We start from the raw sequence: 24,589 nt of genomic DNA on the forward strand, positions 1-24,589 counted from the left end.
TATTATTCTCTCATTATTAATTCATTTTTAATACGACTTTCTGTCTTTCAAAGCTACCATCCTGTAGCTGTTTTGGTTCTATAATCTGGTATGATATTGGTGCGGTTAGCTTCATCAAGCGCAACACATCATTAATACTTTCATCTTTAAATGTGGCTCTGAATTTATACTCAAGTGGATAATTACCTTGTAGTTCTACATCCACATTATACCATTCACTTAGTTTTTCAGCCACCTGTTGTAGGTTGTCACCTCTGAAGACCAGATTACCTTTTACCCAAGCAATATGAACCTCGGCTTCAACTTCATTAACCTTCACGGTTTGATCAAGGTGTGCATAAATCAATCGTTCGCCAGGTTTTAAAAACGTTGGCTGACCATTGCTTTTGGGCACAAACTTCACCTTACCGCTTTCAAGCACCACTTCTGTTGAATTATTGTTAGGCCACATATTAGCACTAAAACGAGTACCTAAAACCACAATCTTAGATTCTTTACCTAAGACTTCAAACGGACGGTCGGCGTTATGAAAGACATCAAAAAATGCTTCTCCACTTAAATTCACGTGACGCTGAGAAAACTGGGACGAATAGCTTAACTCAGAACCTCCTTTAAGCCACCCTTTAGTACCATCGGGTAATAGAAATTGTACTTTAGAGCCTATCGGAGCATATATTGAAGTTAGGGTTTGGTTAGCTTGCTTATAATCGTTGTTCAAACTTTTTAGCACAAACAAAATAGCCAAGGGAACTATTAAAACCGCTGCAATGCGCGAGTATGTTTGATAAAGTCGTGCCATTTTACCGGCCTTAGGCGATACTTGAATATTAGTATGAATCGAATCCAGCACATGACTTAAATCCTTCTTTTCTATCTCTGCTTTCTCAGAATTCCAATCATCCTCCATCTCCTGATTAAGCTCAGAAACAGCTTCTTTATCATTAAACTGATTCATCACATAACGCTCATCCTGCGCTGTATAATTATTGCTTAAGTAGCGTTTAAATATGTCTTTATTCAATTTTGTCATGCTATTCAATTATTGGCAAACCTGCCCGGCTACATTATTTAATTACAATCGTATCTGGATTTTTCATTAGCCTCTACTAGTTATATCCCATAAAAAGAAAAATCTCCCTTGGAAAAAGGAGATTTTTTTAATATTTTTCTTAATCAACTACTAAACTGATACTTACAACAGCAAAAAAACAAATAAGATCACTGCTATTTCGCTCAAGTCAACTTGCTTCTTTAGGTAACCAATCACTTCTGAAATTTGATTATCAATTGTTTTAGGAGCTAAATCAACACGTTTAGCTATTTCTTTAGACGATAAGCCTTCGAAACGACTCAATTCAAATATTCGGCGCTTCTTTTCGGGTAGTTCATTCAACAGGTCAATCACCTGGTGTAAAATCGATCGGTAAAGAATACTCTTCTCGGTTGAGTTATCTGCAATCTCGGGAGCTAATACATCAACCACACTAGAAACGTGCCGCCGCTTCTCGAATTGCTTCTTTATTAGGTTAAATGCAATGGTAAATAGATAGGAGTGAAAAGATTTATTCGGATTGAGTTGCTCTCGTTTATTCCAAATCTTTATGAATACATCCTGAACCAAACCCTCAGCTTCAACATTTGATTTTAAATACTTAAAACCAAAAGCATAGAGCTTTGAACTATACATATCAAAGAGCTTGTCAAAAGCTTTGACATTACCTCTTGATAGCTTTTTTATCAGTGTTGGATCTGGTTTCATCGATAAGGAAATATAGCTCTATAAAGTTATTAAATAATTATTAAGAAAAACAAATGACTAAAAAATAGTGGGCAAACACCTGCTTAAATCAGATGATTGCCCTCCCTTTTATCCCATTCTAACAATTACTTCATGAGTTCCCTCTTGTAATAAAGGCACCACATTCCCTTCAATTTCATCACCGTTCACAGTAATGCTCTCAACACCTTTGCATACTCCATTAGGGTTAAGAACTTTAATGTTATAATCAACACCACGGAATTGACGCTTTACCTCAAACTCCTTCCAATCACCTGGCACGCAAGGCTCTATTTTCAAGCCATCATAATCTGGCTGAACACCTAAAATATATTGTGTGATAGCGTAATAATTCCATGCAGCTGTACCTGTTAACCACGAGTTCTTAGCTTCCCCGGGCTTGTAAGCATCTTTACCGGCAATCATCTGTGCATATACATATGGTTCGGTTTTATGCAATTCACTAATATCTTCTAAATAAGCCGGACATATCTTTTTAAAGTATTCCCACGCTTCTTCACCACGTCCTAGTTCCGTTTCCCCAATCATGATCCAAGGGTTATTGTGACAGAAAATACCTGCATTTTCTTTATAACCTTTTGGATAGGTAGAAATTTCGCCATACTCAATTACATACTTGGTAAAAGCAGGATTATTCAATACAATACCGTAGTCGGAATCCAAACGCTCCTTAACCGAGTTAAGTGATTTCTCACACATGCCTTCTTCCTTACCAATACCGGCCATGGTACACCATCCTTGTGACTCAATAAAGATCTTGCCTTCTTCATTCTCATCACTACCTACTTTATTCCCATAGAAGTCATAAGCTCGTAAAAACCAATCTCCGTCCCAGCCTTTAGTTTTTACGGCTTCTACCATTTTATCAACTTCGGCCTGAGCCCTATCTGCTTCTTCAGGTTTTCCAATACGCTTGCTCAACTTCACATATTCCTTACCATACACCACAAACAATCCGGCAATCATTACCGATTCGGCTTTGGAACCTTCCGTATTATTTTCAGTTGTTTGGAATGATTCGTTTGGATCGGTAGAGAAACAATTCAGGTTCAGACAATCGTTCCAATCGGCACGACCGATCAAAGGCAATCCATTTGGCCCTAAGTTATTAATAACATGATTAAACGAAATGGTTAAGTGATCGTACAGTGTTTTAGCTAAACTCTCATCGTTATCAAAAGGCACCATTTCATCAAGAATAGAGAAATCGCCCGATTCCTTTATGTAGCTCACAACCCCGAGTATTAACCACATTGGATCGTCATTAAAACCTCCACCAATAGCGTCGTTGCCTCGTTTAGTTAAGGGTTGATACTGGTGGTAACAACCTCCATCAGGAAACTGGGTTGAAGCAATATCAATAATTCGCTCACGAGCTCGTTCTGGTATCTGATGAACAAAACCTATCAAATCCTGGTTTGAATCGCGGAAGCCCATTCCACGGCCTATACCCACCTCGAAAAATGAAGCCGAACGTGACATGTTGAAGGTGACCATACACTGGTACTGATTCCAGATATTGACCATGCGGTTCAACTTATCATCATTGGTATTTAAAACAAACTTATTTAACAGTCCATCCCAGTATTGACGTAAATCATTTAAGGCAGCTTCTACTTTTTCGACTGTATCAAAACGATCAATAACAGCTTGAGCAGGCTCTTTATTAATCACATTTTTCGATTCCCACTTCTCCTCTTCCGGGTTTTCGATATAACCTAAAACAAAGATGTAGTCTTTAGATTCACCAGGCTGCAATTCTACCTCAATGTAATGCGATGCAACGGGCGACCAGCCATGCGCTTCAGAATTTGTTGCCTGGCCATTTTCAACAGCTTGTGGCATTGAGTACTCGTTGTACAAGCCCATGAAAGATTCACGATCGGTATCGTAACCATCTATATCGCTATTAACATGGTAAAAAGCATAATGGTTACGACGCTCTTTGTACTCTGTTTTGTGATAGATGGTGGAACCTTTCACCTCAACCTCTCCAGTGGAAAGATTTCGTTGCAAGTTATTTTGGTCATCTTCAGCGTTCCACAGGCACCACTCCATAAAAGAGAAAAGCTTTATTTTTTTCACCTCAGAAGTTGTATTGGTTAGCTTCACCTTTTGAACTTCAGCCCATGTTTTGAGCGGTACAAAAAACAGAGTCTCGGCCTCAATACCATTTTTGGCACCTGTAATTTGTGTGTAGCTCATACCATGGCGACACTCGTACTTATCCAATTCTGTTTTACAAGGTTTCCAACCTGGCGACCAAACAGTATCTTCATCTTTTATGTAGAAATAACGACCACCGTTATCCATTGGCACGTTGTTATAACGGTAACGTGTTAGGCGGCGAAATTTTGCATCCTTATAAAAAGCATATCCACCAGCTGTGTTAGATACCAAAGAGAAATAATCTTCATTCCCCAGGTAGTTGATCCATGGCCAAGGCGTTTTTGGATTGGTAATTACATACTCTCTTCTCTCATCATCAAAATGTCCGTACTTCATAATTCACTTTTTAAGCTTGCTTATCAATAGCCAGTTCGTTATTTCTTTTATCATTCAATTCATTCGTAATTGCTGTCATTTTAAGCTGTGTTAATGGATATAACAACATTACCCCTGCTGCAATAACAGCTACAACAGCAGGAATCCAACTCATTAACATTATAATACCTGGTACAGCTCCCTGTATGGCCACAGCATCTTGCCCACTATAATTGAAAACTGCCAACACAAAACCAATAATCGCACCCGCTATACCTCCTCCAAACTTGGTAGCAAAAGAGCCCGCAGAATACACCAAGCCTGTAGCTCTACGGCCATTTTTCCATTCTGAATAATCGGCAGCATCGCCTAGCATAGCGAAAAACAAAGTAGGAAATATGGCAGCTGCAAACTCCGATGTTATACCTAAAGCGAATATGGCAACGGTATTTTGTGGTCCACAAAATACTAATAAGGCATTAACAGCACCTGAAAATATTAAGGCATAAATAAACAGATTACGCTTACCCCAAAGGCGCGCTAAAGGAGCGGTGACCATAGCACCAATTATAGAAATCACCATTAAACCAACTAAATATGACGCAGCCAGCAATTCATCGTGCAAGTAATGTTTAAAATATATTACCGTAATACCTTGCTTTGTGGCATTGTAAATATTGAATAAAAGCCCAACTATTAATAACACTAACCAAGGCTTATTCTTTGTTAAATCCCTAAGATCTTTCCATAGGTTATTTTTCTGCTCAACAGAGGGTTTTATCCTTTCTTTGGTGCTTAAAAACGTGATAACCATAAACGCAGCCAAAAAAATGGATAACAAATAAATGGAATAACTATACCCCTTCTTTTGATTGATAACCGAGATGTGTTCTTCTAATAAGTTGGGTTCCCCCTCTACTATAAAATTATATCTTTCGTTTGCCTGCATGGCAAAACTCTTACCCTTAGTCGGTTCATCAGCTGTTTGTTCTTCTTGCCATACAAAAGTTGCAATTCCATGCTCTGTTTTGATATTCGCATTTGGCACATCGTGAGGCGATGATACACTTACCACATACTTATCATTGGACAGTTTCTCCAAACTAATTTGAGGATCAACATTACCAAAGTACATTACTAAATACAATAGAGCCCCTTGCACCAACATACCGCCAGCAAAAGCACCCACCATACGGTACGACCCCAGACTTGTACGCACTTTATCGTCGCCTGTCATTACAGCCATTAATGCACCATAAGGAATGTTGTTAGCTGTATAAATGAGTGTAAATAGGATATAAGTTACGTAGGCATAAATAATTTTACCAGTAGGGCCTAAGTCGGGGGTGGTAAAAAGTAATGACAAAATAGCTGCCAATGGGATAGCCGTCCATAATATCCATGGTCGAAAATTTCCATATTTCGATTTGGTTCGATCACCAACCACTCCCATAACAACATCACTAATACCATCGCTGGAACGGGCCACTAATAATAACACACCTGCTACCGCAGGCGCTATACCGAAAACATCGGTATAAAATATTAATAAAAAGGTGGCCACTCCTCGCCAAGCAATATTGGCCGCACCATCGCCTAATGCATATCCAATTTTTTCTTTAATCGATATTTTTTCCTGATTTAGCATCCTGTATTTTTATATAGTGAAATCAAATAGTTCTTTTTTGGTTTTTGTGTACACATCGCGACTAAAAACATACAAGCGTGCAGGCTTATGCGCAACGCCCGTTTGTTTCTCATCCAATGGTATCAAATATTTCATTCTGGCTACTTTCTTTCGGAAATTGCGTTTATCCAATTCAACATCCCAAATGGCCTCATACACATTTTGCAGTTGCGTAAGGGTAAACTTCTCAGGCAATAATTCAAAGGTGATTGGCTCATATTTAATTCGCTGTCTAAGTGTCCTTAAGGCCTCAGATAAAATTAAATTATGATCGAAGGCTAACTCCCCAATCTCTTTTATTGGAATCCATCGAACATTACGACCTTTCCACTCAAGCTTAATCTTATCGGTTGCCAATAATGAATAAAATCCAATGGTAACAATGCGAGCCTTGGGATCACGACCTGTGTGCTGTAACCATATTTGATCGTTGGGCTTCAATAAGCGGTTGGGGTGCGCAAATGTTTTAAACTGCTCTAAAAAAACATCTTTCAGGCCCGTTAATTCGAATAACACACGATTGGCAGCATCATCAATGGTTTCATCGACATACACATGATTGCCCGTTAGTGTTTGGTCGTTAAATATCAATTCATGAGTCTTATCATTAGTAAGTGTTCTATCTACAATTAACACTTCTAACTCAAAACCATTATAACCAAATAATACACAGTCAACTGAAATATAAGGTGAAATTTGCTCCATAGTACTTAGTGTTTATTTTACACTTATAAACAGTGACAAATATATTGGTTTATCTTTAAAATCCAAAAAACGATTTAAATGATGCAGACCTACTAGTACGCACTATTTGTTTTTTTACACAATTAGCCATCACCTTAACTACTGATAGTTAGATGGTACAATACTTATATTAACTAACGCATCACCATAAAACATGTTACTTTTTAAAGAAAACTGCAATTAACTATTACAATAGTTCAATTTTTAAAGGTTCAGAAGAATGAAAATACATGCCATTCAAATCAGTCGCAGAATATTTAACTATAATTTGTCATACAAAACTCGTTTCGGTAAGTGATTACGGAATTATTTCGTCAAATAAATTAGACCATTGATGGATTTAATCATAAAGAAAAATACCAATTCAACACTTTACTCACTGTATTTATGTGCATTAAGTGTTTTCGGACATTTTTTGTCATTACAATGAGAAATTTACATTTGTAGGTCAATTCACACATGCAATAAAAAACCATAATCTAAAACCATAGATAGAATGAAATTATTCAAAATTAGAAACCTAACTATTCGACTCAGGCTCATTATAGGCTTCTCGCTGGTAGTAGCCTGCGTTGGTATCGTTGGCCTCATTGGCAGAAGTGGCATTATCAACACAAAAAACATTGTTGAAATCGCCAATCATCTTAAACAAGGAGAGAGTAATCTTCTTAAAGCAAGAGTTTCTGTATTGTATTACATGAAATTTGCGGATGAAAACCATGTTAAAATGGCTAACTTCAACCTTGAAAGCTCGCTTAATGAGGGTAACATAGCAGATAGTTTAAGTTCTGGAAAATATAACAAGATTGATTCTTTATCGATTGAACTCAACAACTACATCAGTTCATTCCAGAAATACGTAGAGCTAGAACACAACAAACAGGATACACGCAAAAATTGGTCTAAAATAGGTGGAAAAGTTGGAGCTCTAATCACTTTTGATAGTAATTTAAAAAATTTCAATAAGCTCTCTAAAGATATTTTTTACGCCCATAGTCAAGTGCGTTTAGCAGCTTGGGAATTTGTTTCGTCTCCTGTTGATAAAAATGGTCAAACCAACGAAGCTTCGATCAAGAAAGTAAATTCGAGAATGAATAAGCTCTATACGGTTTTTGACAAGGCCAGAGACAATTACTCAAGTGACCTTATCAAATCCATTGACCATATAGAAACGAGCTATATTGAGTACGAAAAAGCATTTGAAGCATTTGTTGCAGACAACAGGAACCAGGGGCTTGAAATACGAGCAATGCAACAATCGGGCAATAAAGTTACCAAGCTAAGCAATGCCATGATTGATACCATCAACAAAGAAGAAGATCAGGCAATTGAATCGGCCATTATGTGGATAAGCATCGTGTTGCTATTGTCGATATTAAGCGGCCTTATTATTACTCGCATAACTTCTCAGAGCATTACTGTTCCGGTTAAAAACGGACTTAACTTAGCCTCCTCTCTGGCAAATGGCGAACTTTACCATTCGTTTGAAACCGAAGGCAAAGATGAGATTAGCCAATTAATGAATGCTCTTAAGCAAATGAATATAAAACTCAGGGAAGTAGTTAGTGAAATTATACAAGGTGCTCAACAGTTAAACTTTGCCAGCGAACAATTAAACCAAAGTTCGCAGGAACTAACACAGGGCGCTAGTGAACAAGCAGCATCTCTTGAAGAGGTATCTACAACTATGGAGGAGATGGTAGCCAACATTGAACAAAGCAATGCCAATGCTGGCACTAGTGAACAGCAATCAAACAACGCACTGGAAAGCATTAAAGTAACAGCTTCGGAATCTGAAAAAGCGAGCAAAGCCAATAAGCGCATTACCGAAAAAATCGCAATGATTGAAGAGATTGCCATGCAGACCAACATATTAGCACTTAATGCATCGGTAGAAGCTGCACGAGCGGGCGAACACGGCAGAGGTTTTGCGGTCGTAGCAGCCGAAGTACGTAAGCTGGCTGAACGTAGTCAGGATACTGCATCTGAAATTGTTCGCTTCGCCGATGAAAGCAATACCCTATCGGCCAATTCAAACGAACAACTCACCAAAATGCTTCCGACTATCGATCATTCAAATAATTTGATGAAAGAAATATCGACTGCAACCAAAGAGCAGCGTGATGCTGTGCAACAAATTAATTCGGCCATTCAACAGCTAAATCAATCGACTCAGCACAATGCCTCGAGTAGTGAAGAAATAGCAGGTAATGCCGAAGAGTTAAATTCACAAGCCATTCAGCTAAATGAGATGATCAAATATTTTCAATTGGAAAATTAAATTATTGACATATTCAAAAGGCGCTATTCGAACGATTCGAATAGCGCCTTTTTTCATTCACAAACAAAAAATAATATCACAAACATTGTTTTAAAAATTAAAACAACACAATCAATTTCACTTTACTATCAGCGCATTAATACGCAAACAGCAAAAGACTGTAGAATAAATTCTCTACTTAAATCTCTTTGAGAGGTACTCTAAATAAGTCTCTTCTTATTGAAAACTTATTCGTGAACATTTCTATTTGGGCACGCCCAACTTGCAAAGAATATCTGTCATTAAACACCACTTAGTTAGCGATGACTGAATTAAATTAACACCGACAAAACCAGCCAGAAACAACCAGTTAACATTAACATAAATCGATAATAAAACACTAATTAGCACCAAGGTTCCGGCTACTGCTCGTACAATTCTTTCTTGCATAATAATTTCTTTAAATTGTTTAAACTCCTTTTTCAACATCAATAACGTAAGCATTGATGTTACATTGTGGCATTTCGGCCTTGCATTGCAATAAGTTTTCTAACAAACCGTCAGCTTGCTCATTGCCCACAAAAGCGATAAATGTAATGTTATCAACACCCATTGTTTGTTTTCCAAACCAATTTCCAAGGCGATGTTGCTTTTCAATTTTCCGCATCCCTTTGGTTTCAATCTCATTATAGTATGATACCTGATGCTCGCTAAAAAACTCCTGCAAGCGCTCTCGGTATTCGGCTACTGTTATTGCTATTAATAGTTTCATCTGTTTAAATTTTGTATTTATTTGCCACATGGGACTCGCCAAAATCAACCATACTACTCTGTGAAGTTATTATCATAGCTCGTTTCATATGATTATATTTTACTTTCATTTGCCATATGGAACTCTCAAGTAAATTTGATCATCCACCTGTGTGTCAATTTGGAAAATCAAATTTACATGGTCGTTTCATGCGTTTCGTACTTGGCACGCAAGACTCAGTGCATACTCCTTATTCATATGAGAAGCTACGCACTGAGTACAGCGTACAATTAATTATTATTTTCAACTACCTCTTCCAAAACTTCAGTACTATTCGTTGGATTAACATCTTTATCCGTTTGATTTTCAGATTCGTGTTTCTTTCTCTCTGTCATAAAGAATATGAGTGGTACGATTATAAGCGTTAGTACAGTGGAAGCTATGGTTCCTCCCATTAAGGAGATGGCTAATCCCTGGAAAATAGGGTCAAATAAGATTACAACAGCGCCAATAACTACAGTACCTGCTGTTAAGAGTATCGGAGTTGTACGAACAGCTCCTGCTTCAATAACCGCTTCGCGCAATGGAACACCCTCGTCGAGCCGGATATTAACAAAATCTATCAGCAGTATGGAGTTCCGGACCATTATTCCGGCCAGTGCAATCATACCAATCATTGATGTTGCAGTAAAGAATGCATCTAGCATCCAGTGGCCTAATACAATACCAACCAATGATAATGGAATTGCCACCATCATAACAAATGGCACTTTTAAGTTCTGGAACCAACCAACAATTAATAAATAGATGATGACTAAAACCACGGCAAAAGCAGTTCCTAAATCACGGAATACCTCGTAGGTAATTTGCCATTCTCCATCCCACTTAAGTCCGAAATTATTTTCGACAAATGGCTGACCATTGTAAAATTCTTCAATGTCATATCCATCTGGTAACTGAATCTCATCCATACGCTCGCTCATATCCATAATAGCATAAACAGGACTTTCTAAATCACCAGCCACATCGGCAGTAACATACACTACTTGCTTCTGATTTTTGCGGAAGATACTCTTTTGCTTCACCTGCTCTGTGATGTTTACCAGATCACCAACCACTACCATTTCTCCGCGTTGAGATTGTATACTTATCTTCTTCAGATCGTTAATACTAGTTCTGTTTCGTTCATGCATACGCAACTTAATACCAACCTGTTGGTGATCATTCTCAGCATACAAATGCGATACATTAGCACCACGTAAAGCCATGTTAATGGACTGAATAATTTGCTGAGGAGCAACACCTGCCAATAGAGCCTTTTCTTTATCCACATCAAAGCTATATTCCACCTGGTCATCTTCCATCATCCAATCAACATCCACCACACTCTCAGTATCAGCAAAAAGTGTTTTTACTTGTCGAGCGACATCTTTCTGAGCTTCATAATCAGGACCATAAATTTCAGCTACTAAAGTTGACATAACGGGAGGTCCTGGTGGCACTTCCACAACTTTTACATTCGCATTATACAATGCTCCAATCTCTTGTAAACCTGATCGTAATGCTTTGGCAATGTCGTGCGATTGTAGTTCACGTTCCTTTTTCGAAGTCAGATTAACCTGTATATCGGCTACATTAGATCCTCTGCGTAAATCGTAATGCCTTACCAAACCGTTAAAGTTAATTGGTGCAGATGTACCAACGTATGTTTGGTAATTGGTAACCAAGTCGTGCTGACGCAAGTATGCTGCCAACTCTTTGGTTACATTCGCTGTTTCCTCCAATGTACTGCCCTCTGGCATATCCACTACTACCTGAAATTCATTTTTATTATCGAAAGGAAGTATTTTAACAGTTACCACCTTGAATAAAAACAAACTAGCCGATGCAAATAATAAAAACGTTACCCCAATAATAAATACCCAACGCTTGGTTGAGCTTTCAATCATTGGTCGCATGGTTTTATTATACATCTTGTAGATGAAAGTATTCTCCAATGAGTAATCCTTTTCATCATCCTTACCATCATCATGACGCAATAAACGATAAGCTAACCAAGGAGTAATCATTAAGGCCACCAATAAGGAAAAGATCATAGCAATTGAGGCACCAATTGGCATAGGGCTCATGTAAGGCCCCATCATGCCCGATACAAAGACCATAGGAATAACAGCTGCAATAACAGTAAATGTTGCCAATATTGTTGGATTACCTACCTCATCAATAGAACGAAGTGCTGCTTGCCAAAATGGCAATTGCTTCATTTTAAAATGGCGATGCATGTTTTCGGCAATAATAATGGAGTCATCCACCACAATACCTGTTACAAAAACCAAAGCAAATAAAGTAATACGATTTAAAGTATAATCTAAAAAGTAATAGCTAAACATGGTTAATGCAAACGTGATGGGCACCGAAATAAATACGACCAATCCACCGCGCCAGCCCATGGCCAACATCACCACAAAAGTAACTGCTACAATAGCACCTAATAAATGCAGCAATAACTCACCTACTTTATCAGAAGCTGTTTCACCGTAATTACGAGTTACCTCAACCTGAATATCAGCGGGAAGTAACTCATGACGCAAAATCTCAATCTTTTCGTTAATCTGCTCAGCCAATCGCATCGCATCAGCTCCTCGGCGTTTAGCTACAGATATTGTTACCGCAGGATATTCACCCTGAAATACACTTTTAGCATCGCTCGCCTGACCGTAACCAAATGCAACATATGACGACGGCAGCTCGGGCCCGTCTTCGATGTTTGCCACCTGGTGTAAATAAACTGGCGAATTCTGATGTACGCCAATTACTAAATTCGCCACTTCATCGGCACTTTCAAAGAACTTACCTGTTTGAACAGCATATTCGACGTTATTACTGCTAAAACTACCTGCCGACACCTGTTGGTTGGCTGCTTGCAATTGTTGCGTAATGGATAAAGGGTCAACATTTAACACTGACATCTTATCTCTATCCAACACAATTTGAATTTCACGATTACGACCACCAATTACTTTTGTTTCTGACACATCCGTTATCTTCTCTATCTCGGAAGTTAACTCTTGCGCCACACGCTTTAATTGGTAATCATCGTAATTTTCGCTCCACAAGGTTAGACCCATTACAGGCACATCATCAATCGACCGTGTTTTAACCAGCGGTAAGCTAATACCAGCTGGCATCTGGTCCATATTTTTTATTATTTCATTGTAGAGTTTGACCAAACTGCGTTCGATGTCTTCACCCACATAAAATTGAACAATTAACATGGCTTGTTCATTCAGCGACTGTGAGTACACATACTCTACACCTTTCACATTGGAAATAACTTTTTCTATAGGTGTAACTATTTTTGACTCAACTTCCTTGGGACTAGCCCCTGGATAGGCAATAAATATATCAGCAATGGGTACATCAATCTGAGGTTCCTCTTCGCGTGGAGTCAAATACGAGCTGTAAACACCAACTATCATAAAGATAACCATCAGTAGTGGTGTCAGCTTTGATTTTATAAACATTTGGGCAAATGTTCCTGCAATTCCTGTTTTCATGTGTTTAAATTTTGGATGTGGAACATTAATTTAATTCTAATTGAGCACCATCGAACAATCGACCTTGAGCAGAAGTAATCAATTGATTACCCTCACTTAAACCAGATAATACCTCGACTTTATCGCCATATGTTTTTCCTAAACGTACCCAGCGCAACAAAGCATCTCCGGCTTGGCTCACTGTCCAAATTCCTTTTAACTGACCACGTTCAACAATCATATCTTCTGAAACTAGCAACTTTGACTCTTCGCCTTTAAGATGCTTTACATGCGCAAATACCCCGCTACGGATGGCACTTCGCTGCTCTCTACTAGGCAATAGGTTAATACGAGCGTCGAATTGCGACCCTGAGAAGCGACTTGAAGGACTGATGCGAGCGATAACTCCTTTAACAGGCTTTTGGCAAGCATCCAGTATTACCTCTACCTCATCACCCTTTTCCACTTTATAAATTTCTGATTCTGGAATTTTAGCATTTACTTCAAACAATCCAGGAGCTTCAATAGCCAAAAGTGGCATTCCTGGGTTAGCCATATCACCACCATCAACAAAACGTTGTGTAATAACACCACTATAAGGGGCTCTGATATTCGCATACGAAAGCATTTCCAGCACCTCTTCTTTTGCTTTTTCAGCAGCGTCCAATTGTGCTTTTGTCATTTCGTAATGCACTGTTATATCATCCAATTCCTTTTGCGAGGCACTGTTTGAGCTACGTAAAGTCTGAATTCGATTATAATCATCCTTAGCGTGCTTAAAGGCAGCTTTTGCCTGGATAATATTCGCTTCCACTTGCTTTTGTTTGGCTTGGATATCGTTGCTTCGAATAGAGACAAGTAATTGTCCTCTTTTTACCTCATCGCCCTCGTGAACCAATACCTTACTTATTTGACCCATTATGCGAGTACTCAACGTCGACTGATTGACCGAAGAAACGGTACCCGTATAATGAAACTTTTTTGGAACAATTGTACTTGTTAGCAACTCAGCCTTTGCGTTAAGTGTTTTTACTTCTTTTACTTTTTCTGATGCATTGCTTCCGCACGCTTGAGCAAGAACAGCAACCACCATTAGAGATATGAATAAATTGATCGATTTCATTGGTATAATTTTTTAATTTTTTCTTTTGTTTGAGTTATTGTTGATTCGATTCAGATGCTAACATCTGGTATTTGAATACAGCCACATTGTAAGTATAAATAGCATTTAACTGCTTCAGTAAGCTCTCTTCAGCTTTGGTTTCAGACATTAATAGTTCAGATGTTTTTTCCAATCCCTGATCATACCTGTTACTTCTGATACGAAGCGACTCTAAAGCTTCCTCAGCTGCCATATTATAACTTAACAACTGACTTTCGGCAACAGCAATTGCTCGCGATGCCTTAGACAGTTCCATGTTCTCTTTCGCTACATAATCCTGATAAGAAACCATGGCTTTATTATAATTCGCTTTTGACTGATTGTACTTACCTATATTTTTTCCTCCATTGAAAATTCGCCATTGTAGCTTAACGCCCACCATATAACTATCGGCACCAAACCCTCCAAAATCGGCATCGTACATATTGTATGAACCAAAAGCATTTATACGCGGTGCAAACTTCAGCATGTCGCTCTTATTCATTTTTTTGTGTGCCTCTAAACCATATTGCATGGCTAGCACATCGGAACGGTTAAAAATGGATGTAGCGTTGTTAAACGAAAAACTAACCTGTGTGATTGAATCACTAACTACAATTGACTTCGTTAATTCTCTTCCAAGTAAAAAATTAAGCATCTCACTCACGTTTTCAACTTGATTCTCGGCCTCTTGAACCATTGCAGCTTGCTCGTATTGACGAACTTTAATAGCCATAACATCCACCTCTTTCAGGTATCCCTGTCCTAAATTATCTTCCGCCATCGAAAGAAATGCATCCGTTGCTTTTTGTGCTTTCTTTAAAACCTCAACTCGGTTTTTAGCTAATTGTAAGCCATAATACGTTTGCTTTACCAAAAAACGCACGTACTCTTTCGTGTACTCAGTCTTTTTTTCAGTAGCCTTTACCTGATTTGTTGCGGCTCCTTTACCTTGCCAGGCATCCACATTAATAAGTGGTTGTTCAACCATTACTTGTGTTGCAAAATGATTGGTTTGCCCTGGGGCATTAATAACACTTGGATCAAAATCTGCCATGGTAACGCCTTGTTGTTGTAGTTTAAATCCAAATGCATAAAGCGGATCATTAGAAATACTATATCCACTTGACAGTTCAACCGATGGTAAAAATGCAGCATTAGCCTGCTGACTGCCAGCCTTAGCTGCTTCAAGCTCAGCTAAAGCCTTTTGCACTTCACGATTGTTTTCATTCGCCAATTCTATCGCTCGTGTTAATGACATAACCTCATCATCAACTTCGTTTTGAGCATGTGTGAATGAGCCTATCAATAATAGACTACTCAGCACCAATCCTTGTAAAATTTTTGTGTTCATATTTTTTGTTTGTTTTTTCTGTATCCTCACTCAAAAGCTGAATGACGTTACAAATATATATACACTTTTCTACATATCCAACTTTCTAGATGTTTGGATGTGTCAATAATATTGTATTTCTCTAGTAATCAATTGGTATATAAATACCTCGAAGTCTTTTTTATTTTATTATCTATAAATTACTGCTTCTATTTTAAAAGGTCAACCAAAGAAAAACAGGTAGTGAATCATGAATATTGTTATGCTTTTACATCGGCTTTTTACTTATCTTTGCCACTTCAAATAGAAGGAACATGATAGGGAAATACAATACTTTAAGAGTCGTTAAGGAAGTTGATTTTGGGGTTTATCTGGATGGAGGCGAAGATTTTGGCGAAATACTATTACCAATTCGCTACACCCCACCTGGCTTAAAACCAGAAGATGAAATTGAAGTATTTATCTACCTCGATTCTGAAGATCGTGTGATAGCTACCACTGAAGAGCCATATGCACAAATTGGAGAATTGGCCTATTTAGAAGCCGTTTCGGTTAATAAAACTGGGGCTTTTCTAGATTGGGGGCTAATGAAAGATTTGATGGTTCCATTCAGAGAGCAGGCCGAACGCATGGTTGAAGGTCAAAAGTATGTGGTATATGTATACCTCGATGATGAAAGCCGACGAATTGTAGCTACCTCCAAACTGAACTCAGCCCTTGATAACCTAATACCAGAATACCATGAACGTGATGAAGTTGAGTTAATGGTTATTGACAAAACAGATTTAGGTTATAAAGTAGCGATTAATAATACCCATACAGGCATGCTGTATTATAACGAGTTGTTCAGGCCCATTAAAATTGGTGATAAAACAACTGGGTACATTAAAAAAGTACGCGAAGATGATAAAATTGACGTAGCCCTTGAAAAGCCAGGCTATGGAATGAAGATAGATGGTTTGGCTGGCGAAATACTTGAACAATTAAAGGCTAAAGGGGGCAAACTGGATATATCAGACAAAAGCCCTGCTGAAGTAATTTATAAAGTATTTGGAACCAGTAAGAAGAACTTCAAGAAGGCGATTGGTACACTATACAAGCAACGCCTTATTGAAATCGATAAGGAGTCCATCAAGCTCTTATAAGAAAACAAGCATCCCAAAACGCGAAAAAAAATCTAATTATAACTTTTTGTTGAATTTGTAGTGAGCGACACAAACGGTGTCGCCAGGTGAAGATGAAAAAACAATTTTTATTATTAGTGTGTTCATTGCTTATCTCGTCAGCTAATGTACAACGAATGAATGGGCAAGATAATTTTGCCCATACACAAACAAACATTCATGCTGTAAGTGTACAGTTTTTTAACACAATTGGTTACTCCGATTTCGAAGCTAGTTTTTGGTTAACAGCGTTTGATGACGCACGCCACAGTTTCAATCTCCGACTGTCGCACGAACGTTTCGAAAGTCAGTATTTTGGTATTGGATTGGGATATGGTTATGATTTAAGGCTAAAGAATCACTCGTTTCAGCCCTATTTTACGTATAACCACGATATAGAAACCTGGGAAAATGGAGCCTTGGTTAATGGCTTGTATTACACCTATGGCGGCAGATTTGATTTTGCCATTGGCACAACAACAAACTTTAATCGGCAGGGCTATGCAAATAACTCGTACTGGATTGATGCCTATTACAACATTAAAGCTTTGGGTGGCATACAGTTGGGTTTTGAGTATTGTTTTATGAGTGATTCAAATGAAAAATATTACGGTCTCATCTTTCAGAAAACACTGTGGAAGAATAAATAGAAAATACAAAGAGGCATCCAAACTATGAATGCCTCTTATCAGTAGTTCAGTTTTGAAAACTTTATTTTGTTACCCCAGCAAAGTTCAACCAATCGGATGATGCTGAATAATCTTCTATTACATTAGTTTTATTCTTAACATTAAATGAAGCCAATAATTGTTTCATATCGTGCTTTAAATGGGTTATGGCGCCATCAATTAACTCTCGAGAGAATCCCTCATTAGCCAACTGTAACACATGGTCAAGTGAAATTACCCTACTAAGTATTTGTCCCATTTCAACCAATTTACGCTGCGGAATTGAGTAATCTAATTCGAAATTAAATAGCTCTTTTACCTCCTTTGCCGCATTAGCTGTTATATCATAAGTCTTCAAAAATTCGAGCAAGTTACCCTGTTTAGCTTTGCGCATTAACTTAATTACACTCTCTGTAATTTGTGAGTAAAGCATATCGTTAGAACCCTCAAAAATCTGAAATGGTCGACTATCTACTGTTGATCGACCTGCAATATGGTTTAATTTATACCCCTTTGCTCCCACCAATTGCAATAATGTTTGCGATGCTGATTGCATCATGTCAGTGGCCAAACTTTTGACAGCATTAGCCTCAACACCCATCATTGATAAATCATTAGCCAAACCAGCTTTTTTACTGCTATTAACACAGTAAGCCGATACAGTAGTAAAATACGCCTGCAACTGACTTAATCGCTGTTGTACCTGATCATAGCCTAATAAGTTTTTGCCACTCACAAAACGTTTCTGGCAATGTGTTATGGCCTCATCCAACATACGCTGAATAAAACCCATCGCCATACCAGGGAACGACATACGACTACGGTGCAATAAATCAAGCATAAGCTTTACACCTGACTTTTCGGGCACTAATTTTTGAACTCCAGGGATTTGAACATCGATACGATTACGACCGTAAGGAATTTGATACAAGCCTAAATTTTCGAAAAACTCTTCAACCACAATGCCCTGGTTAGGCTGCGTTACATCACAAATAAAGAAGTCTAAATCTCTTGCCAAACGATCATCGCCTGTATTCTTACGCGCAGTAAGCAACCAAAAATCGGCCCACCCTGTTAGGCCAGCCCAATGCTTAGTCCCTTGTAAGTGCGCATACGATTCGTTTTCGGTGTATGAAGTACGCATACTAAGTGCATCACTTCCGAAATCAGGCTCTGTAATCATTAAACCTCCCATGTTCTGCTGCTCAATAAAACGCTTTAAAACAGCAGCTTTAGCTTCAGGCTGAGCCGATTTCATCACTGGCTGCAAAAACAAAGCCATATTAATTCCAAAGGTTAACGATAAAGCTAAAGACTCATATGATGCAGCAGCCATTAATGCGATACTTTCCTTAACATCTCCTCCTAATCCACCAAACTCGGTTGGGATAACCGCTGAAAATGGGTTAACAGACATTATTTCACGCATTACAAACGGTGGCATACCGCGATTAATTGCTAATTTATTTACATCACTTCGTTCGTGATAAACACTATTCATTTTATGCTTTAAGCCATTTAACAATTTTGTAAACTGGCTACTCAAGTCCTTGTTGTCAATATTTGACGGTTCATTTTGTTGCATTGATACTTTGTTTTGGGGACAATTGCGATGGCAATGAAATTGATGGTGCATTAACACCTTTAATGACAGAGAATCCTATTCTTAACTATCCTGTTAGACCTATGAAAACAACTCAACGCACTAATAGTTTATCAAACCTGCAGAATTTAAGATTTTTTTATCTTTTTTACCACATAAGAAATGCCTGATCAGTAAAACTCATCAGGCATCTCTCTATTTAGTAGTACTTTTATCTAAAAATATAAATCTCTTTCGCCATTCTTTATTTTTCCTAAGCGCTCAATTAACTTAGTTTTGAAACGCTCATCTTCATAATCTTTCAAGCTACTTTCTATTAACTCGTAGCCTTTAACTTTAGTATTGGCAGGAGCATAATCTTCGAGGTATTCAGCTAAAGTGAGTAAAGCATTTGGCTGACAGAATCGCTTGATAAATCCAGGTACAGAGAACTCCATAAAATGCTCCCCAGTTCTATTCAATCGGTAACAAGCTGTACAAAACGATGGAATATATCCATTGTCAACCAGCTCTTCCATCACTTCATTCAATGAACGATCATCGCTAATCTCAAATTGCTCATGATCTAAATCTTGTTCTTCCTTATGGCTGGTATAACCTTTCATTTCAATATTAGTACCTCCATCTATTTGAGATACACCATACTGTAAAATTTCATCACGAATATGACCTGGTTCGCGCGCCGTTAAAATCAATCCGGTATACGGAACTGCTAAACGTAAAATGGCTACTAACTTTGTAAAATCAGCATCGCTCACATCGTAACGTTTATCCACCTCAAAACCAGAAGCAGACTGAATGCGTGGAAAAGAAATAGTATGAGGACCAACGTTATAAACAGCTTCAAAATGGTTTACGTGACGAACCAATCCTAACATTTCAAAACGCCAATCATATAACCCCATTAAAGCACCAATACCAACGTCATCAATTCCCGCTTCCTGTGCTCTGTCTAAACCTGTAACACGCCAATCGTAATGCTTTTTTGTGCCTTTCTTATGTACCTTTTCGTAAGTAGGCTTGTGGTAAGTCTCCTGAAAAATCTGATAGGTACCTATCCCCGCTTCTTTAACAGTTTTAAATCCTTCAATCTCCAAGGGGGCAGCGTTAATATTCACACGCCTTATTTCACCATTTTCGTGCTTAACACCATAAACGATCTTAACCGTTTCAGCAATAAACTTAGCATCGTATCGTGGATGTTCGCCATAAACCAAAATCAATCGTTTATGCCCTGTATCTTCCAATGCTGTTACCTGATCAACAATATCTTGTTTCCCCAGGGTTAAACGCTCTTGCTTTTTGTTGGATGAACGAAAACCACAGTAAGTACAATCATTTATACACAAATTACCAATGTACAATGGAGCAAACAAAACAATACGCTTACCGTACACCTGCTCTTTTAATTGCTTAGCAGCCTCTTTGATAGCCTCGACCATTTCTGACTCGTTAGCATTCACTAAAACAGCAGTTTCCTGAAGACTTAGGCGCTTTTTCTGAAGCGACTTGGCAATAACCTCGTTCACCTGATCCAAAGTAGGGTTCTGATGACTTTTGAGAATTTCATGTATCTCATCCGGATCAATAAAATTCTCCATTGGCTTATCGGCCAACTTATATTGTTGAGGGTTATAAATAATTGACATTTCTAATGTATTTGCTGATGTCCCAATATTAACTCTAAGTCTCAAAATTAGAAGTTTTACCGCAATTTAAGCAATAAATTACCAGAATTATTTACCTGATTGATATCATATAATATCGCCCGAAACTCATTAGTAAATAAAGGAATACATCTACTTGCAAAATCATATCATTTAATAATTAATCATTTCAAATCAAAAGCAAATTAATCCCAGATTGTTTGATCCTGTATTTTGATAAAATAAAACTCACTGCTCGACTCCTGAAAGAGAACTTATAATTTGATAAGAGCAATTAAACTGAACTTTCAAACCAAAATAATAACCTTCTTTTGCAAGCACATAAAAACGCAAAATTATTCCAAATTTGAGAACTTTATCCTGGTTGTTGCGTATCACAACCACTCACCTAACACCAAAGAGTTACATATTAGTTAATTGGGAATAGTTTAATCGGGAAAATGAAGAATTTACATCTATTGTACACCCTGTTATTGGTGAGTTATGCCCTCACTTCACAGGCACAAAAACAACATTTGGGATATCCTATTGTAGATATTTACGAAGCATCGGAATTCTATGGGGATTCGCAAAATTGGGATATTATTCAAGATAACAACGGAATGTTGCTCGTTGGTAACAATACCAACATAAAAGAATTTGATGGCGTCGAGTGGCGGAATATTTCGGTTAAACAGCGCCGTTTAAGAAATTTTTCTAAAACGGAAAGTGGACGGATTTTTCTATCTGCCTATGGTGAGTTCGGTTATTTAGCTTACGATGAATATGGTAGTCGACAATTTGTATCATTATTAGATAAGCTAAAAAAAGAAGATCAACCCAAAGAAGAAGTCTGGCACTGTGAAGCGACAGATAAAGAAGCTTACTTTTCAACTTATGAAAAAGTATACTATTACGATCACAACAAAGTTGAACCTCTTACATTTGAACCCGCATGGCCTCATGTTAATAAAGTTGGCAGCAATATATTTTTATTCGAAACTGAGGCTCGATTTAGTCTCTTAAAAAATGGTAAAAAATACACACTTCCACATTTGGCAAAAGCCATTAACAATGAAAGAGTTCAAAATGTGTTACCATATAAGAATGATAAAATTCTTATCTACACATACAGCAATACATTTATTGTTTATGATTTAAAAAAGCTGTTAGAAACACCTATTACTAATTGGTCAGAAACAACAATACAGCCCTCAATTCTAAAAAACATCAGCAACCAGCTAGATGATTTTTTACGCAATTTACACAGGCGCTATGCTGTTTCATTAAACGGAGATGGCTATGCCTTTGCTGGTAATAGCTTGTTAATTATCACAGATAATGATTTAAAAATTCGTAAGTCTATTGATAAAAACCTTGGAACAGATCGTGAAATAATTTATAAAATGCTTTGCGATAATGTTGGAAACTTATGGTGTACCCATAGCAAGGGTATTAGTATGATTAAACTCAACTCACCTGTTGCATTGTACGATAAACGATCGGAATACGATGAATACACCATGAATTTCACCAAATTTAAAGGTGAATATATTGCCAGTGCATGGGATAAAATGGTTACGCTCAAACCTAATAAATATGCTAAGTACAACTATGCTATTGAAACCTTACAAAATGAACAGGCATGGTCTTATTGTCCTATGGATGATCGACTTTTATACGGTACAACAGTCGGTATTTATGACTTTTATAATCAAAAGCGAAACTTAATCTTTGAAAGTAAACAATCAACTATATATGCTATTCAACAGTTAGATAAAAAGCCTGATTGGCTGGTAATTGGAGAGCAAGGACTTTCTTTATTAAAATTCAAGAAGACAAGCTCACGAAGACCCATCACCATCAGCGACACCTTAAAAATCAATGAAATAAAAGATGATGTACGCATCATCGTTCAAGATGACAACGGTGACATTTGGTTTAGAACAAACCCTTTTGAGTTATTTGTTCTACGCATAAATGAAAACACGACAAAGGGCTATGAGCTTCATCAAATTAATGATGGCAGCAAAGAGATCTTGAATGAAATAGCTTTTTACGATTCAAAATTATTGGTTAGTAAAAGCGGAAAGCTTTTTTCTTTAAAATATGATAAAACAAAACTTGGTAACTTTGAATTAGTAAATCACCAACTAACTGATTCGTTAAGCTCTAGCTACGTAACCTTTTTAAAAACTCACAAAAATGAACTTTTTGTCGGTACAGACGAGGGTATTGTTATCGTTACGCAAGACAAACAATCCAACTTTCAATTAAACAGAGATCAATTTATAGGTGTTAATCAATTAAAAGAATTTTTCTGTTTTGACGGTGATTTATGGGGAATTAGTTCGGATGCTATTTTTAATTTAGATCGTGAATTTAAACCCAAAAAGAATACACTTTTTAATGCAATTGTAAGACAAGTTACGATTAATGGCGACTCGTTAATTCAGTATGGAACATATGTGGATGACACCAAGTTCAAAGATAGCCTGTATTACTTCAATTCGTTTATTCAACCTGAGTCAATGATTCCTGAACTTAAATACGAAGACAACACAATATCGTTTGAGTTTGGTACAAACAATTACGACAAAGAGAACGCTTTAAGTTTTTCGTATCAGTTACAAGGTTATGACGATGACTGGAGCTCATATTCTGATGAAACGAAAAAAGAATATACCAACTTACCCGAAGGCGAATACTCGTTTGATTTACTCTGCAGCGATTCAAGAGGTGCAATTAGTAAAAAGGCTAGCTATCGGTTTGTTATTCAACCGCCCTGGTACCGTACATGGTATGCATACCTAATATATTTCATATCAGCGACATCCATTATTTACCTGATAATTTTCATTAGCCTGCGAAGTTTGCGTAAGAACAATAAAAAGCTAGAACAAGCTGTTAAGGAGGCGACCGACCGAATTGAAGGACAAAACTCTAAATTAAAGGAGGCTCAATCGCAATTAACCGAAGTAATGTCGGCTGTAAAAGAAGAACTTGGACAAACATCAGTAGAACTTAGGGACGCAACAAATAACCAAGCAAGCACTGTTGAAGAGTTAGCTTCGTCAATTGGCTTAATGGCTGAAAACATTGACAATACGGCGGTAAAGTCAACACAAATGCTCACAAAAGCTAAAAGTGTTGAAGAAAACGCCCAACAGAGTGTTGATACCGTTTTGAAAACTGTTGAAGCGATTGAACACATCACATCTGAAATTAGTTTTGTGTCGGAGTTTTCGCGCATGACCAACCTGTTGTCAATTAATGCGGCAATTGAAGCAGCACGAGTAGGAGAATATGGAAGAACCTTTTCTGAAGTAGCTAAACAGGTAAAAAGCTTGGCCGAAAAGTCTCAGAAAGCAGCTGTTAACATTACAGAACTATCTGACTCGGGATTATCCCTTTCTCAGAATGCCAACGATAAAATAATTGAGCTTAAGGAATACATCAACCAAACTGTATCCGCCATATCTGAAATTCAGGAATACAGTCAGGAACAAGCTGCACAATCGAATGAAATTAATGGAGCTATTCAAAGTATCTCCAACCATATTCAGGCAACATCTAATTTGGCCGAGAAATTAGATGACGCAATAAAATCCCTATCGATTGATGACACTGAACATTAATTAGTCAAACCTTAAAAGTGACTTAGGGAGTTGATATTCAGTAGATAATACATCTCATTAAGTTTCTTGTTCTGCAAGCAATTGTGTATTTTAGTAACAAAGCTTGCAGATATGGTTGGAAAACAAGACAATACCCC

16 protein-coding genes are annotated in these 24,589 nt (G+C 37.6%); 4 read left to right on the plus strand and 12 right to left on the minus strand.

The genetic code is table 11. From position 1 onward, the window contains the following. Nucleotides 1-16: 16 nt before the first annotated feature. The 5 genes from FNN09_RS12945 to FNN09_RS12965 form a co-directional block, all read right to left on the minus strand. Nucleotides 17-1,030 carry a FecR family protein gene (locus tag FNN09_RS12945; RefSeq protein WP_143302790.1) on the minus strand — a complete coding sequence of 338 codons (1,014 nt, stop codon included), beginning with the start codon at nucleotides 1,028-1,030 and terminating at the stop codon, nucleotides 17-19. 162 nt (nucleotides 1,031-1,192) lie between these two features. Continuing rightward, on the minus strand, nucleotides 1,193-1,759 hold the full coding sequence (locus tag FNN09_RS12950) for an RNA polymerase sigma factor (protein ID WP_143302791.1): 567 nt from the start codon (nucleotides 1,757-1,759) through the stop codon (nucleotides 1,193-1,195). 108 nt (nucleotides 1,760-1,867) lie between these two features. After that, a complete protein-coding gene (locus FNN09_RS12955; protein ID WP_143302792.1) occupies nucleotides 1,868-4,303 on the minus strand; it encodes a GH36-type glycosyl hydrolase domain-containing protein in 2,436 nt (811 codons plus the stop codon). Nucleotides 4,304-4,313: 10 nt separating this feature from the next. Continuing rightward, nucleotides 4,314-5,930: an MFS transporter gene (locus FNN09_RS12960; protein WP_143302793.1), complete on the minus strand. Its 1,617-nt coding sequence runs from the start codon at nucleotides 5,928-5,930 to the stop codon at nucleotides 4,314-4,316. A 9-nt stretch (nucleotides 5,931-5,939) separates the two neighbouring features. After that, nucleotides 5,940-6,674 carry an NUDIX domain-containing protein gene (locus FNN09_RS12965; protein ID WP_143302794.1) on the minus strand — a complete coding sequence of 245 codons (735 nt, stop codon included), beginning with the start codon at nucleotides 6,672-6,674 and terminating at the stop codon, nucleotides 5,940-5,942. A 535-nt stretch (nucleotides 6,675-7,209) separates the two neighbouring features. Here FNN09_RS12965 and FNN09_RS12970 point away from each other — a divergent pair. Next, on the plus strand, nucleotides 7,210-8,994 hold the full coding sequence (locus FNN09_RS12970; RefSeq protein ID WP_143302795.1) for a methyl-accepting chemotaxis protein: 1,785 nt from the start codon (nucleotides 7,210-7,212) through the stop codon (nucleotides 8,992-8,994). 243 nt (nucleotides 8,995-9,237) lie between these two features. Here FNN09_RS12970 and FNN09_RS12975 read toward each other — a convergent pair whose 3' ends face one another. The 5 genes from FNN09_RS12975 to FNN09_RS12995 all read right to left on the minus strand — a co-directional run bounded on the left by FNN09_RS12975 (nucleotide 9,238) and on the right by FNN09_RS12995 (nucleotide 15,755). After that, nucleotides 9,238-9,423: a DUF2892 domain-containing protein gene (locus FNN09_RS12975; RefSeq protein WP_143302796.1), complete on the minus strand. Its 186-nt coding sequence runs from the start codon at nucleotides 9,421-9,423 to the stop codon at nucleotides 9,238-9,240. A 19-nt stretch (nucleotides 9,424-9,442) separates the two neighbouring features. Then, complete coding sequence (locus FNN09_RS12980) at nucleotides 9,443-9,745, minus strand: hypothetical protein (protein WP_143302797.1); 303 nt, start codon at nucleotides 9,743-9,745, stop codon at nucleotides 9,443-9,445. A 269-nt stretch (nucleotides 9,746-10,014) separates the two neighbouring features. Beyond that, complete coding sequence (locus FNN09_RS12985) at nucleotides 10,015-13,281, minus strand: efflux RND transporter permease subunit (RefSeq protein WP_143302798.1); 3,267 nt, start codon at nucleotides 13,279-13,281, stop codon at nucleotides 10,015-10,017. Nucleotides 13,282-13,306: 25 nt separating this feature from the next. Continuing rightward, the gene (locus FNN09_RS12990) at nucleotides 13,307-14,383 is read right to left on the minus strand and encodes an efflux RND transporter periplasmic adaptor subunit (protein WP_143302799.1); all 1,077 of its coding nucleotides are present in this window, start codon (nucleotides 14,381-14,383) and stop codon (nucleotides 13,307-13,309) included. A 34-nt stretch (nucleotides 14,384-14,417) separates the two neighbouring features. Then, a complete protein-coding gene (locus FNN09_RS12995; protein ID WP_143302800.1) occupies nucleotides 14,418-15,755 on the minus strand; it encodes a TolC family protein in 1,338 nt (445 codons plus the stop codon). Nucleotides 15,756-16,048: 293 nt separating this feature from the next. Here FNN09_RS12995 and FNN09_RS13000 point away from each other — a divergent pair, with 293 nt between their 5' ends. Then, complete coding sequence (locus FNN09_RS13000) at nucleotides 16,049-16,879, plus strand: S1 RNA-binding domain-containing protein (RefSeq protein WP_143302801.1); 831 nt, start codon at nucleotides 16,049-16,051, stop codon at nucleotides 16,877-16,879. Between the two features lie 155 nt (nucleotides 16,880-17,034). After that, the gene (locus tag FNN09_RS13005; protein ID WP_143302802.1) at nucleotides 17,035-17,547 is read left to right on the plus strand and encodes a hypothetical protein; all 513 of its coding nucleotides are present in this window, start codon (nucleotides 17,035-17,037) and stop codon (nucleotides 17,545-17,547) included. A 61-nt stretch (nucleotides 17,548-17,608) separates the two neighbouring features. On the opposite strand, the gene FNN09_RS13010 is transcribed toward FNN09_RS13005, so the two are convergent. Next, complete coding sequence (locus FNN09_RS13010; RefSeq protein WP_143302803.1) at nucleotides 17,609-19,150, minus strand: acyl-CoA dehydrogenase family protein; 1,542 nt, start codon at nucleotides 19,148-19,150, stop codon at nucleotides 17,609-17,611. 233 nt (nucleotides 19,151-19,383) lie between these two features. Continuing rightward, nucleotides 19,384-20,817, minus strand: a complete 1,434-nt coding sequence (gene hydG / locus FNN09_RS13015; protein ID WP_143302804.1) for a [FeFe] hydrogenase H-cluster radical SAM maturase HydG — start codon at nucleotides 20,815-20,817, stop codon at nucleotides 19,384-19,386. 458 nt (nucleotides 20,818-21,275) lie between these two features. On the opposite strand from hydG, the gene FNN09_RS13020 reads away from it, so the two are divergent. Further along, nucleotides 21,276-24,452, plus strand: a complete 3,177-nt coding sequence (locus tag FNN09_RS13020; RefSeq protein ID WP_143302805.1) for a methyl-accepting chemotaxis protein — start codon at nucleotides 21,276-21,278, stop codon at nucleotides 24,450-24,452. The last annotated feature ends 137 nt before the right edge of the window (nucleotides 24,453-24,589 follow it).

The organism is Carboxylicivirga sp. M1479 (assembly GCF_007097485.1).
Classification (GTDB): Bacteria; Bacteroidota; Bacteroidia; order Bacteroidales; family Marinilabiliaceae; genus Carboxylicivirga.

Excerpts from the sequence above, each read along its gene's own strand:
- hydG (WP_143302804.1), bottom strand. The coding sequence starts at position 20,817 with ATGTCAATTATTTATAACCCTCAACAATATAAGTTGGCCGATAAGCCA.
- FNN09_RS12970 (WP_143302795.1), top strand. The coding sequence starts at position 7,210 with ATGAAATTATTCAAAATTAGAAACCTAACTATTCGACTCAGGCTCATT.
- FNN09_RS12945 (WP_143302790.1), bottom strand. The coding sequence starts at position 1,030 with ATGACAAAATTGAATAAAGACATATTTAAACGCTACTTAAGCAATAAT.
- FNN09_RS12960 (WP_143302793.1), bottom strand. The coding sequence starts at position 5,930 with ATGCTAAATCAGGAAAAAATATCGATTAAAGAAAAAATTGGATATGCA.
- FNN09_RS12955 (WP_143302792.1), bottom strand. The coding sequence starts at position 4,303 with ATGAAGTACGGACATTTTGATGATGAGAGAAGAGAGTATGTAATTACC.
- FNN09_RS12965 (WP_143302794.1), bottom strand. The coding sequence starts at position 6,674 with ATGGAGCAAATTTCACCTTATATTTCAGTTGACTGTGTATTATTTGGT.
- FNN09_RS12995 (WP_143302800.1), bottom strand. The coding sequence starts at position 15,755 with ATGAACACAAAAATTTTACAAGGATTGGTGCTGAGTAGTCTATTATTG.
- FNN09_RS12985 (WP_143302798.1), bottom strand. The coding sequence starts at position 13,281 with ATGAAAACAGGAATTGCAGGAACATTTGCCCAAATGTTTATAAAATCA.
- FNN09_RS12950 (WP_143302791.1), bottom strand. The coding sequence starts at position 1,759 with ATGAAACCAGATCCAACACTGATAAAAAAGCTATCAAGAGGTAATGTC.
- FNN09_RS13020 (WP_143302805.1), top strand. The coding sequence starts at position 21,276 with ATGAAGAATTTACATCTATTGTACACCCTGTTATTGGTGAGTTATGCC.
- FNN09_RS13005 (WP_143302802.1), top strand. The coding sequence starts at position 17,035 with ATGAATGGGCAAGATAATTTTGCCCATACACAAACAAACATTCATGCT.
- FNN09_RS13000 (WP_143302801.1), top strand. The coding sequence starts at position 16,049 with ATGATAGGGAAATACAATACTTTAAGAGTCGTTAAGGAAGTTGATTTT.
- FNN09_RS12975 (WP_143302796.1), bottom strand. The coding sequence starts at position 9,423 with ATGCAAGAAAGAATTGTACGAGCAGTAGCCGGAACCTTGGTGCTAATT.
- FNN09_RS13010 (WP_143302803.1), bottom strand. The coding sequence starts at position 19,150 with ATGCAACAAAATGAACCGTCAAATATTGACAACAAGGACTTGAGTAGC.
- FNN09_RS12980 (WP_143302797.1), bottom strand. The coding sequence starts at position 9,745 with ATGAAACTATTAATAGCAATAACAGTAGCCGAATACCGAGAGCGCTTG.
- FNN09_RS12990 (WP_143302799.1), bottom strand. The coding sequence starts at position 14,383 with ATGAAATCGATCAATTTATTCATATCTCTAATGGTGGTTGCTGTTCTT.